At 43.3% G+C, this 13,466-nt stretch carries 10 protein-coding genes; 3 read left to right on the forward strand and 7 right to left on the reverse strand.

Annotated features, from left to right (window positions below; all coding sequences use genetic code 11):
• Positions 1 to 3 precede the first annotated feature (3 nt).
• The 4 genes from QYT14_RS14935 to QYT14_RS14950 all read right to left on the reverse strand — a co-directional run bounded on the left by QYT14_RS14935 (position 4) and on the right by QYT14_RS14950 (position 4,360).
• Complete coding sequence (locus QYT14_RS14935; protein ID WP_237039653.1) at positions 4 to 696, reverse strand: RraA family protein; 693 nt, start codon at positions 694 to 696, stop codon at positions 4 to 6.
• A 145-nt stretch (positions 697 to 841) separates the two neighbouring features.
• Positions 842 to 1,714 carry an AraC family transcriptional regulator gene (locus tag QYT14_RS14940; RefSeq protein WP_237039714.1) on the reverse strand — a complete coding sequence of 291 codons (873 nt, stop codon included), beginning with the start codon at positions 1,712 to 1,714 and terminating at the stop codon, positions 842 to 844.
• A gap of 42 nt (positions 1,715 to 1,756) precedes the next feature.
• The gene (locus QYT14_RS14945; RefSeq protein ID WP_288325256.1) at positions 1,757 to 4,000 is read right to left on the reverse strand and encodes a glycoside hydrolase family 95-like protein; all 2,244 of its coding nucleotides are present in this window, start codon (positions 3,998 to 4,000) and stop codon (positions 1,757 to 1,759) included.
• 144 nt (positions 4,001 to 4,144) lie between these two features.
• On the reverse strand, positions 4,145 to 4,360 hold the full coding sequence (locus QYT14_RS14950) for a hypothetical protein (protein ID WP_289307094.1): 216 nt from the start codon (positions 4,358 to 4,360) through the stop codon (positions 4,145 to 4,147).
• A 380-nt stretch (positions 4,361 to 4,740) separates the two neighbouring features.
• Between QYT14_RS14950 and QYT14_RS14955 the strand changes: the two genes are divergently transcribed.
• Together QYT14_RS14955 and QYT14_RS14960 are read left to right on the forward strand one after the other, a co-directional pair.
• Positions 4,741 to 7,971: a TonB-dependent receptor gene (locus QYT14_RS14955; protein ID WP_288325257.1), complete on the forward strand. Its 3,231-nt coding sequence runs from the start codon at positions 4,741 to 4,743 to the stop codon at positions 7,969 to 7,971.
• 21 nt (positions 7,972 to 7,992) lie between these two features.
• Complete coding sequence (locus QYT14_RS14960; RefSeq protein ID WP_288325259.1) at positions 7,993 to 9,999, forward strand: RagB/SusD family nutrient uptake outer membrane protein; 2,007 nt, start codon at positions 7,993 to 7,995, stop codon at positions 9,997 to 9,999.
• Between the two features lie 346 nt (positions 10,000 to 10,345).
• Here the strand turns inward: QYT14_RS14960 and QYT14_RS14965 are convergent, their stop codons facing one another.
• Both QYT14_RS14965 and QYT14_RS14970 read right to left on the reverse strand, forming a co-directional pair.
• Positions 10,346 to 11,521, reverse strand: coding sequence for a MalY/PatB family protein (locus QYT14_RS14965; protein WP_288325304.1), 1,176 nt, complete (start codon positions 11,519 to 11,521; stop codon positions 10,346 to 10,348).
• A 97-nt stretch (positions 11,522 to 11,618) separates the two neighbouring features.
• Entirely contained in the window at positions 11,619 to 12,146 is a 528-nt protein-coding gene (locus QYT14_RS14970) for a DJ-1/PfpI family protein (RefSeq protein ID WP_288325261.1), read from the reverse strand.
• Positions 12,147 to 12,333: 187 nt separating this feature from the next.
• Here QYT14_RS14970 and QYT14_RS14975 point away from each other — a divergent pair, with 187 nt between their 5' ends.
• Positions 12,334 to 12,702, forward strand: coding sequence for a helix-turn-helix domain-containing protein (locus QYT14_RS14975; RefSeq protein ID WP_288325262.1), 369 nt, complete (start codon positions 12,334 to 12,336; stop codon positions 12,700 to 12,702).
• A gap of 115 nt (positions 12,703 to 12,817) precedes the next feature.
• Here QYT14_RS14975 and QYT14_RS14980 read toward each other — a convergent pair whose 3' ends face one another.
• Entirely contained in the window at positions 12,818 to 13,111 is a 294-nt protein-coding gene (locus QYT14_RS14980) for a hypothetical protein (protein ID WP_237039660.1), read from the reverse strand.
• Positions 13,112 to 13,466: the final 355 nt, after the last annotated feature.

Below are 13,466 nucleotides of genomic sequence, written 5' to 3' on the forward strand. Positions count from 1 at the left end.
AAACTACATAATACCAAATTTATCAAATGCATCCCGGGCTTTCATGCCTTCCTGTATCTTCTTCAAGACGGTACGTTCGCCACGCGCTTTTTCAAGAGCACGTACAAATACTTCTTCTTCTATTTGGCGCGGCACCACACACACACCGTCAATATCCCCCACCAACATATCTCCGTCATTCACCAACACGCCATCAATTTCGATAGGCACACGATAATCAATCACTTTTCCGCGCGGAGCCTGATCCTGAGCATAGGGACCATAAGAAAAACAGGGAAAGTTTAAAGCCAGAATACCTTTCGTATCACGGGAATAGCCATTCACAACCGCACCGGCAGCTTTACACTGCATGGCACGTGCACTCATCAATTCCCCCCATAAAGCATAAGAGGGAGAAGAACCGGAGCAAATATAGATTTCACCTTCTTTCAAATCGTCTAATGCTTCGAGCATCAAACCGAAAGAGCGCTTCAGCACCGGGTTTATTCCGCTTGTTCCCTGATTGTCATACACATCGGCTTCGAGTACGGTCATGGCACGCCCTGCCACAAACATATCGTCGCGAAGCGGACGAATACGAGGCGGCAAGAATTGATGTGTATATCCCATCTTGTCCATAATATCTCCGACAACAGCCGTATAGAGTTCTCCCTTTATCAAGGAAACCAGCTCTTTGTCATCGTTCCATTCTTTCATTTTTCTGTTCTATTAAAAGGTTGTTTTTACTTTATTATAGTAACAGCAAAGGTAATCTGCTTTAAAGAAAGAAAGAACTTTTCAGAGCTATGGCACTTATGTAAAAAGGTGAAAATATGGCCAAAACATATACAAAACGGAAATACTATTTTGCCACATCACGCGGAGACACTCCCATCTGTTGTTTAAAGATGCGTGAAAAGTATTGTGGCGACTGAAAACCACATTGGAAACACACTTCCTTTATAGACATTTCCGTGCTTCTTAAAAGTTCGACCGCTTTATTGATTCTTATCTGATTCAGATAATCTAAGGGAGAAAGATTCAAATACTGTGAAAATAGGTTTCTGAGATAGCGTTCACTGATGCCTACTTCTTCCGCCACCTTATTTATATTAATATCCGAATGATAGTTCAAACGGATGTAAGCAATGGCTTTTCTCAGCGATTCATTAGTGCAGATAGGTAAATAAGCCTCATCCATATAACGATAGATAAGCACCAACAACTCTGCATAATACATCACGACCAAATATTGATAATATACACTTTTTATCTCCAACTCATTCACTATACGCTGCACTACCCGCATGATACGAAGGTTATTCACTATTTTAATCAGCCTGTTTTCTTCAGAAAATAAAAAGACGGAAGTGGGCACCGAATTATCTTTGCCCACCCGGGAATTCAAGTTAAAGTTGGAAAAGATTTCCGGCAAAAACTCCAACTGCATCAGAGTTGTCCCTTCACTGCCCGCTTCAAACAAATGATTAACATCCGAAGTGATAACCATTATCTCTCCTTCCTTGAAGGTCACACTTTCATTATCCAAATGGAGGATACAATAGCCCTTTTTCACATAGTTTATTTCAATGCGCAAATGCTTATGAGGGCCATACGTTTCCGAAGGATAAAACGAGATAAAACGGAACACATCCGCCAGACGCTTACTCTTTAAATTCTCGGTTATCTGCTCCAATATCTCCCAAAGGGAAGAGGGTACGGCACATTCATCCATAATCTTATCTATTTCTCTGTTACACAAATCCAAACTTTTCATCTACTTCACAACTAAGTCAATCCGGCTACCCGGCTGAGTCTCATACTCCATCACTTTATGTTCGAAAGGAGAAAAGACAGCAAGATGACCACCCTTTTCGGAATAAACTTCCAATCGGACAATCTTTCCATCCTTGAGAGCGGCCGAGACAAGGAAACCTCCCATGGCCCGTAGATTGTTAAAAGATGCATTCTTCCAGGTTGAGGGAATTGCCGGAAAGACCCGTATCACTCCTGTATGGCTCTGCAACAACATTTCATGTATGCCCGAGGCAAACGCAAAATTTCCCTCAAGCGTAAAAGGACGATAAGTAAACTTTGATTTTCCGCTGCCCGACTGATCTCCATTGGCATGGAATGTATTTTTCAGACAGAAACATTCGGCGAAAGTTCTCAATGCCTTTGCCGCTTCTTCACCGTTAAATGCACGCGCCTGCATATTGGCAAACCAACTATAAGTATATCCGGTCCAGTAATCCGGCCCATAGTCACTCATTCTTTTCAGAGTGGCACGGATGATGTGTTGCGCCTTCTCACCGTCGCTCCAGTCTATGATGCCCAACGGATGAATGGCCAGTGCATGAGAGAAATGACGATGCGATGCATTATAGGGAAATCCTTTGGCAAAGGTAAGGCTTCCATCACTATACAAATCAAAATCAGGCAACTGACTTCTCAATTTGCTCCAATGCTCTACCTCAGCCCTTATTCCCAGTTCATTTGCCATTTCAGCACCTGCATCAAACAAAAAATGCATCAATGACAAATCATAATTCGTCATATCCTTAAACCACGCCTGCAGTGAGTTATCATATATCTCGGGACTTGAACTGAACTCCAGCCGACGAACTCCTTTGCTGTCGACAATGGAATTCTGCTCCATATATATAGCCACGTCCTTCAAGAAAGGGTAAGCCCTTTCTTTCAAAAACTCCTTATCGGCAGAGTATTTCCAATGCAAATAAAAGTGCTGTGCCAACCAAGCTCCCGCCGTTTGAGACATGGCATACTGAATCCATCCTCCCATAGGCTCACCTGTCAGGGTGCAGACTCCGGGCACATTCATCCCCTCTGTTTCAAAGTATTGACGGGTATAACGTTTGTAAGTATCACGTTGATTCCACAACGTATTCAGATATCCCAGTCCCTCAGACAAGTGATTACCCGCATACGCAGGCCAATAACTGAGTTGGGTATTCAGGTCATGATGATAGTCCCCCTTCCAAGGCGGCAACTTGCCATTGTCTGCCGTCCACACGGCTTGCAAAGAAATGGGATAGGAATTTTCACGAGCTGCCGAACCGAACTTATACATCTCATTATAATACTGTTTTTGTAGGATACTATCCGGAAGAGCAACGGATGACTGTGCCCAATAATTCTTCCAATAATCAAAGTGCACTGCATAATCTTTTTCCAAACCGCGCAGCATAGCAGCCTCTGTCTCTTCTTTCGCCTGTTCGCCGCACAAAGAAGAAGTGACACTCCACGTTCCATACAACGTTTTTCCTTGCCGTTTCCATTTCACCACCACATCGTAAGAAAAGTCGCCATATCCTTTCTGATGATACACACATTCATTGCCTTTACGCACTACACTTCCCTGCTCATACCCCAGCCGTTGCAAGTCCTGTCCAGAAACCGGACTGGCTTCGGAACTGTTTCCTGTTTTCTTATATTGAGGAGTCACCAGCAAAGGTTCCAGTTCCGTTGTGAGATTTTTAAAGACAAACCATCCCACCGGCTTAGTAGCATGGACAAAAGTCTGCATCCGGGTGCCGTTCTCCCAAATGGCCTCACACAAAGCATTATCCAGATACAGGCGCACTTGCACAGGTTTTCCAAGTTCAGTCAATGGAAACTCTAAAGCCGCCCCCGGTATTTTGGAAGGGGCAGGCATCCTGTTATAGGGTTCGTCGAATTTCTTCTGCACAGGCCGATAATCGCGCATACGGATATGCTCCTTTACCCATGCAAAACGATAATTATCCCCCGAAAGGCTGTCCACCGGACGCAAATCCCATAAATCAGTACGGTCTAGGGAGAAACGCAAGGCGGTATCTTTTTCCCACACCAATGCACCTACCGTGGCGTTCCCCAATGGAATGCCTTCATCCCAACTTTGTGCCAAAGCCGGAAAGACCAAATCATTATCAGATGCCGTAACAGGACAATAATCTACAGAAGTGCTACAACTCATTATGCCCACCACGAAGCCTAGCATCAATATCTTTTTCAATTTCATGTCATTCAGTATATTAAATTCAAGAATCTATTGCAAACATACACAAATCAGACGAAAACAACAGCCTAAATTTCAAATTTACTTTTAACAAATTCGGAACAAATAGCAAGAAAACATATAGAAAATGGACATAAGAAGATATACTTAGCCGGCAAGAGCAATACCGTAAGCCTTTTCGTCCTCTAGATTAACGTGAGTTCGGGATAAGTGTTTTTGGGGGAGTTTCCACAGTAATACACAAGATTTCAGTTTAATAAACCAAACAGAACGATAGATATTTCGTCCGGCGAGCTGATACATTCTTTGCAGCGAACCGTCGTATTCATTAATCATTGCCATTGGCTCAGTAAACAGTGTCACTGATTTGCTAGTTTCTGCCACTGATTTATTAGTCGATGGCAGAAACTAACGAATATCTCAAGAGCCGATTGGCTTTATGTATGGAATCTAATTGCTTTTCAAAGGTAAGGATGATAGAGTATTATCTGGCAACCGGACTTCTTTCTATAGTTAGCACAGCGGTTTCTCCCCTTTATTTAATATAATAATGTATATTTTATATCCTCATAATGAGCACATTTCGTCATTTCCGTTTTTTATAATTATCTTTTTTGTAAGTACCGAATTCGTTAATCCATATCATCTGCTTCGTTCGCCGCTTCATTTCATTCATTGTAATTTTGCCTCAAACAAAATATCTCAATGAAAGGGGTATTCAAATCTTAATTAAAACTAATATTATGCCAAAGAAAAATCAAGCTATGAAGCTCATCTTGCTGGTCGGAGCCTTAAGTTTTCCGGTCATCGGTATGGCAGAAAAGATGCCTAATCAATCCGAAGCAAGCATTTCCCAACAGAATGGGAAAGTTATAGGTACCGTAGAAGATGACTTAGGAACAGTAATCGGAGCCACGGTAATAGTAAAAGGAACGACTAACGGAACCACTACCGACATTGACGGACGATTCACCTTAGAAGGAGTAGAAAAAGGAAGCATTCTGCAAATCTCTTTCGTAGGTTACACCACTAAAGAAGTGAAGTACACCGGACAATCCATCCTTAAGATTATGCTAAAAGAAGACAGCCAAACACTGGATGAAGTGGTAGTAGTAGGTTTCGGTACCCAAAAGAAAGTCAACCTGACCGGTTCGGTAGGTACCGTTGATGCCGAAGCGCTTGCATCCCGTCCGGTGCAGAACGCCGTACAAGCCTTGCAGGGTATAGTGCCGGGACTGCAAATTACTACAACCAGCGGCGCACTGGACAACAAGATGAGTATGAGTATCCGCGGTACAGGAACTATCGGTGACGGTTCTGACGCCAGTCCTTTAGTATTAATCGATGGCATGGAAGGTGACATCAACTCTATCAACCCACAGGACATTGAAAACATTTCAATTTTGAAAGATGCCGCTGCCGCCTCCATCTACGGCTCACGCGCACCTTTTGGTGTGATTCTGGTAACAACTAAAAGCGGTAAAAGCGGCAAGACCTCTGTCAATTACAATAACAATTTCCGCTGGGGACAACCTGTCAGAATTCCTAAACAAATGGATTCGTATACATTTGCCACCTTCTACAACGATGCCAATATCAACTCAGGGGCGGGTGCCTATTTTACCCCCGACCATCTGCAACGTATTAAAGACTATCAGGACGGTAAAATAACAGACGGAGTATTGGCAGATGCCAACAATCAATATTGGCTCGACGGATATGCCGGCGGTAATGCCAATACAAACTGGTATGATGTGATGTATCGTGACTGGACGTTCTCACAAGAACATAACCTGAGCTTCAGCGGCGGTAACGATAAGGTAAATTACTATTTATCCGGCAACTTCATGGATCAAAAAGGATTGATGGAGTACAATCAAGATACTTACAAACGCTACACCGGAACAGGAAAAATCAATGCGCAACTGACAGAGTGGGCAAAAGTGAACTACACCAGCCGTTTTACACGCGAAGACTTTCATCGTCCTGCCTACCTTACCAATGCATTATTCCGTGACTTGGCACGCCAAGGCTGGCCTACACTTCCCTTATATGACCCTAACGGATATATGTACTACTCTCCTTCTCCGGCACTCCCCATTCGCGACGGAGGTAAGCACAACATTCAAACAGACAATATATACCAGCAGATATCTCTCATCATCGAACCGATAAAAAACTGGATAACCCATGTGGACTTCAACTACAGAATCAATATAGTCAACAACCACTGGGATACACAGACTTTGTACAACCATGACGTACAAGGCAATCCATATCCCATCAGTTATTATCAGGACACAGAGGCTCACGAAGACCAGACAAAAGAGAACTATATGAACTTCAATGCCTATACAGAATATTCGCACAGTCTTGAATCGGGACATAACTTTAAAGGTATGATTGGTTTTCAAGCTGAAGAAATGAAACAACAAATATTCGGCGCGACCCGCAAAGGCATTATCGTCCCCGAACTACCTGAAATTGACATAACTACCGGACTGGATTATAACGGCAAAGTGGTAAGCCCATCCGTAAACGGTTCGCGTGCCGCTTGGTCTACCGCCGGTTTTTTCGGACGTCTGAACTATGACTACAAAGGTAAATATCTGGCAGAAGTCAATATCCGTTATGACGGCACCTCCCGCTTCCGCCGCGAACAGCGCTGGAACTGGTTTCCTTCATTCTCCCTCGGTTGGAACATTGCCCGCGAAAATTTTTGGGAACCATGGAGCGAATATGTAGGAACACTGAAATTACGCGGTTCTTATGGAGAGTTAGGCAACCAAAATACCAAATCATGGTATCCTACTTATCAGACATTGGCAGTAGCAGCCAGCAGCGGCAGTTGGATACAAAACGGACTCAAACCCAATACGGCCACCGTACCGGGACTCATTAGCTCTACCATGGGATGGGAGCGTGTGCGCAACTGGAACATCGGCTTCGATTTCGGAGCGTTCAATAACCGTCTGACCGGCTCGTTCGATTATTATACCCGCGAGACATTAGATATGGTAGGACCGGCTCCCGAACTTCCGGGAATCCTTGGTCTGGACGTTCCCAAGACAAACAATACCGACTTGAAGACTTACGGCTTCGACTTTGAAATAGCTTGGCAAGACCGACTGAAAAACGGACTGGGTTACGGAATTCGATTTGTTTTATCCGATTCACAAACCGAAATTACCCGCTATCCGAATCCTACCAATACATTGGACAAATACAGAGAAGGCAGAATGTTGGGAGCTATTTATGGTTATGAAACGATTGGCATTGCCAAATCCGACGAAGAAATGGAACAGCATTTAGCATCTCTTCCCAATGGAGGGCAAAACGCATTGGGTTCTACTTGGGAAGCCGGAGACATCATGTACAGAGACTTAAACGGTGATGGCAAAATAGATGGCGGAGGTAATAAATATGATGATATGGGCGACAAGAAAATCTTGGGTAACAACACCCCCCGCTATCAATTCGGTATCGATTTGAATGCAGACTGGAAAGGTTTTGACTTCCGGGCATTCTTTCAGGGAGTCATGAAACGCGACTACTGGCAGGGAAGTGCTTATTTCTGGGGAGCAACCACATTGTGGCATTCTACCGGTTTTGTGGAACATGCCGATTACTTCAGGGCAGAACCTTCCAACGATTTGCCTGCCAACCTGGACGCTTACTATCCGCGCCCCATCTTTGGCTCCGACAAAAATAAACAGACGCAATCCGGTTACTTGCAGGATGCCTCTTATATCCGCCTGAAAAACCTTCAGTTGGGATATACCCTGCCGGTATCCCTTACCAAGAAATTTGCCGTATCCAAATTACGCGTGTTCATATCAGGCGAGAACTTGTGGACAGGTACTTCACTGACCAAAATATTCGACCCCGAAACAATCGGCGGCGGTGATGCATACAATGGAAATGCTTATCCGTTAAGCAGAACTTTCTCTTTTGGATTGAACGTAACCTTATAACATATAAAAGAAATAACAATCATGAAACATAGTAATCTATTTAAATATGCAGCCGGAGTTGCCATTTTGGGCATCATGACTTCCTGCAATGATTTTCTAGATCAGGAGCCGAAGTCTTCTGTTTCACCGGAAAAGTATCTGAAAGACGAATCCCAATTAGCGGCTTATGCCAACAAACTTTATACCGATATCCTGCCCGGACACGGATATGGATACGGACTTTTCGGAGACGACAACCACACAGACAATCAAGCCGGCTTCGGTTATGACAACCGTTATATTCCGGGACAATGGAAAACTTCACAATCGTCGGGTGGCTCATATAGCTTTGGAAATATCTACAGCTGCAACTACTTCTTCGAACGAGTACTTCCCGAATACGAAGCAGGCAATATTTCGGGCGCAAACGAAAAGATTCTCCAATATATAGGTGAGATGTACTTTATGCGTGCGTATGAATATTTCAAGAGACTTCGTTCTTATGGTGATTTCCCTATTGTCAAAACCACATTGCCCGACGAAATGGAACCGTTGGTAGAAGCCAGCAAGCGCTCGCCACGTAACGAAGTTGCACGTTTTATCTTGTCGGACTTAGATGCCGCCATCGAATTTATGGCTTCGGGAAAAGGAACCGAAAAGACCCGCATCAACCGTGAATGTGCATTGCTGATGAAATCGCGCGTCGCTTTATTCGAAGGTACTTGGTTGAAGTACTTCAAAGATACGCCATTCGTTCCCAACGGTCCGGACTGGCCGGGTAAAAGCAAAGAGTATAATGCCAATTACCAATATCCGACAGGAAATATAGACAATGAAATCGATTACTTCCTAACCCAAGCTATGGAAGCGGCCAAAGAACTAGGCGATGCAGTAGAAATGGTTGACAACACCGGATTAATACAGCAGTCGGCTACCGAACCGACAAATCCTTATATGGATATGTTCGGAGATGAAGACATGTCAGGCTACAGCGAAGTGCTCTTATGGCGCCCCTACAGCAAAGCATTAGGATTGACACACAATGTGGTGGTAGCCGCACAGCACGGCAATTATGGAATCGGGGTTACCCGTGGAATGGTGGACGGATTCCTAATGGCCAACGGTTTGCCCATTTATGCATCAGGCAGTGGATATCAAGGAGACGAAACCATAGCCGACGTCCGTAAAGAACGCGACTCCCGACTGAATGTCTTTTTGAAAGAACCGGGACAGAAGAATGTTTTATTTGAATCTGTGGAAGGTGAAATGGCTGTTCCCGTCGAACCTTATCCCGTCATCCTTAACAACAATGCAGAAAAAGGATATTCAACAGGTTATTCACTCCGTAAAGGAAATAATTATGATCAAAAATATGTAAGTAACGGAAGCAACTATACCGGTGCATTAATCTTCCGTGGCACAGAAGCTCTTCTCAATTATATCGAAGCGTGCTATGAAAAGAATGGCTCTTTAGACAACACGGCTCAAAGCTATTGGGCACAAATCCGAAGACGTTCACACGTAGATACTGATTATAATAAAACAATTGCCGCCACCGATATGACAAAAGAAGCACTCAATGACTGGGGAGCTTACTCAGCCGGCAAGTTAATAGACCCGACTCTCTATAACATCCGCCGTGAACGCCGCTGCGAACTTATGGCAGAAGGGTTGCGTTATATGGATCTGATGCGTTGGAGAGCCATGGACCAAATGATTGCCACTCCTTATCATATTGAAGGTTTCAAACTGTGGGGAAGCATGCAGGAATGGTACAAAAATGAAGACGGCACTTCACAACTGGTTTACGGCATGGACAACTCAAAGGCAAATGTGTCCGACCCGACACTCAGCCCTTACCTGCGCCCATACGAAAAATATGGCAATAACTTGGCCAAAGACGGGTATCGCTGGGCAATGGCTCATTATCTGGAACCATACAGGATACAGGATATAGATATCACCTCAGGCGGTGGCTCTATTGAAGATTCGCCCATCTATCAGAATCCTTACTGGCCGACTGAACCGAATATGCCTCCGTTGAAATAATAAGATGAACTTTTAATTTGAAATTTGAACATCCTAAAAGACTAAAGAAAGAGGGTGTGTCGAAACAAGAATAATCCTTCCGAAAAGTTACAGATTGTAACTACCAAACTTAAAAGAGCCGTATCGAACTCTGTCTCGAGTAATGATACGGCTCTTTCTCTTGCTTTTTAGGATGCTCAAGTTTCAGATTAAAAGTTCTTCTTTGGTTTAACTTAGTTTTGACACACCTGTTTGAGATATAACAATTACAATCTGTCACTCTTCGGAATGGTCATTTTAGCTTTGACACATCCCTGATAATTCTAATCTTCACCAGATAAACCGCTGGAGCGCTACAAATACTTTCCTAGAAAGCCGCCCCTTGATAGGCCTCAGCCAATTGGTTCATCGCTTTCTCTATAATGCAACGCGGACTTGCCACATTCAGACGCATATATCCTGTACCTTCCTGTCCAAACATGACTCCATCATTCAGTGCCAGATGTGCTTTATCTGCAAAGAAATCGTTCAATGCTTCCTGACTCAATCCCAGTTCACGGCAATCAAGCCAAACCAAATAAGACGCTTGCGGACGGATGGCTTTAATCTTGGGGGCATGAATTTTCAGGAAATTGTCGACATAATCAATGTTTCCCTGTATGTAAGACAAACATTGGTCAAGCCATTCCGTTCCGTGTGTATATGCCGCTTCTACAGACAGGAAAGCAAATACATGCCCCATATCCAGTTCACCGGCATCCATAAACTTACGGAACCGTGCACGCAAATCTTCATTAAAGATAATAGCATGCGAAGCAGCCAAGCCCGGCATATTAAATGCCTTGCTGGGCGACATGAATGTCACCGAGTTCATCTTTGCCTTTTCACTGATAGTAGCAAAAGGACGATGTTTGTAAGGAGGAAGAGTCAGGTCTGCATGAATTTCGTCAGAGAACACCAATACCTTTTCTTCGTAACAGATTTCCGCCACTGTGCGCAGTTCGTCTTCTGTCCACACCACACCACCGGGGTTATGAGGATTGCATAAAATGAACAGTTTACAGCCTTTTATCTGTTCACGGAAGGCATCCAAATCCATTCGATACATACCATCCTCCCATTTCAAGGGATTAGTAACCAATATACGTTCATTGCGAGTCGTCACCCAAGCGAAAGGATGATAGACAGGAGGCTGAATCATCACCTTATCTCCCGGTCGGGTGAAGCAGTTCATTGCCATACCGATGCCGGGAACAATGCCGGGAACAAAGTTTATCATCTCTTTTGTGACATCCAAATCATAGCGTTGTTTCACCCAATTAATGATGGCCCGATAGTAGCTGTCAGGCTTCCCCGTATAACCCAACACTTCACACTCACAGCGTTTGCGGATTGCGTCCACGATAAAAGGAGCTGTACCAAAGTCCATATCTGCCACCCACAAAGGAATCAAATCCGAACGTCCCCACACTTCCTTCACCTCTTCCAGCTTCACGGCGGCAGTGCCGTTGCGGTCTATTACTTTATCAAAATCGTATTTCATCATTTGTATCTTTTAAAATCGAATTCAAATATATAGAAAAAGTCCGCAACAATCCATATAAGGACGGAAAATCTTCCGTCCTTATTCATCAATCCCTCTATTTAAGTGCCTTCAGCACTTCAGGCATCATAGTCCACACAAAGTTTTCATCCTGTGCTGTATAGAGATTGCCATCCACCACAGATTTCTCATCGGTCGCCTGCCCCTTGGTGACAGCCGGTTTTGCTAACGGATGCACTGCCAGTTTCTTATCTTCCGTTACTCCTGCAAAATCGAACAACATACCTGCCGCACAATGACCTATCAATATTTTACCTTTTTCGCCGAAAGCCTTCAATACAGACATCAAATCAATATTATAAGGTTTATCCGCATTCTGTGCAAACACAGGAACCGCATCTCCGCATGAAAATACCACAGCATCAAATTCATCTTCATGTCCTACCAAATGCGCAATTACATCATCTGCCACCAATTTAACGCCCGAATTTGTTTTAATTTCCTTTGTTTCCGCCACTGCATATACCTTATAAGATATACCGTTCTCAAAAAAGGCTTCCAAATACTGGAACAAACCGAATCCGTTCACCGGATTCACTGCCAAAACCGCAACTTTCTTTGCCATAATCTTAATGTATTAAATAAAACAATAAATATATCTGTTAAAACAATAGTTATCTTTAGTAAGTTTATTACTTTTGTGCGACAAATGTAACGTGCTTCTGCTATAAAAACAAGAAGGCACCTCATCATAAGCTAGTTACACAAGAGTAACCATTGTTGAATAACAACGATATACAAAAGATTAAAAAATGCAAAACTTCCATCCCAACGGTAATTGTCCCATACGAGACGTGCTCAGCCGTATTGGTGACAAATGGTCTATGCTGGTTCTTATCACACTACATACAAATGGAATCATGCGGTTCAGTGACATTCACAAAACAATAGCCGATGTATCACAACGAATGCTCACCGTCACTCTACGCACATTGGAGTCCGACGGACTGGTAGAACGAAAAGTATATGCCGAAGTTCCGCCACGGGTAGAATATCGCCTGACGGAAAGAGGACTAAGCCTGATACCTCACCTTGAAGGGTTAGTCAGTTGGGCTTTACAGCAAATGCCGGGGATTATGGAAAGCAGAGAAAAAAATGATTCAGTTCAAAAAAACATATAAAGGCTACCGAAAGGAGAGAATACACCTATCTCCATGCTTGATAACGTAAGAGAGGCGGAGCGATTTATGGCTACCGAAAGGAGAGAATATGCCTATCTCCATGCCCAGACGCGGTTCATTTACAGAATAGAATAAGAACCGCTCCTATTAATAAAGCAATGCCCGCAAGCAAAATGATGAAAAGCAATTTACCTTTGAGAAAACTGTTACGTTCCTTTTCTTCCCATTCCCTGGTTTCATGAGCAATACGTTCCAATTGTTCATAAGACACATCAGACTCCGAACGTTTGCCCTTCACACCGAGTAGACGATTCCGTGTCTCATTCAACCGTTCGCGACTCGCCCGGCGAAGCTCCCTGTTTTCCTTGTCACGCCGCATCATGTCATTGATGCATCCTAGAGTTCCCATACGCCCTCCTTATTTAATGAATAATGATAGACTACAATGTAGACCTATCTATCTACAAAGATACTTGTTTAATCTCAGAATACAGACTATCGAGACGAGGAAAAAATATTTTTGAAAAAAAACTTCTTATTTATTTGTTTTTGCTAGAAAAGTATTACTTTTGCAGCGTATTCAATAACAAAGAGAACAAAATGAAAGCATTATACAATACATACTTCTTTTTCTTTTATTACTTTTACTTTAGCAACAAAGTGAAGCGGGAGTTTGTATGTGTACGTTAAACAACGATTAAGACAATGTGATAATAACAACGAAATCCCGCTTCCGGCAGAAGCGGGATTTTTTTATAATATAT

Source organism: uncultured Phocaeicola sp. (assembly GCF_948499155.1).
GTDB lineage: Bacteria > Bacteroidota > Bacteroidia > Bacteroidales > Bacteroidaceae > Phocaeicola > Phocaeicola faecalis.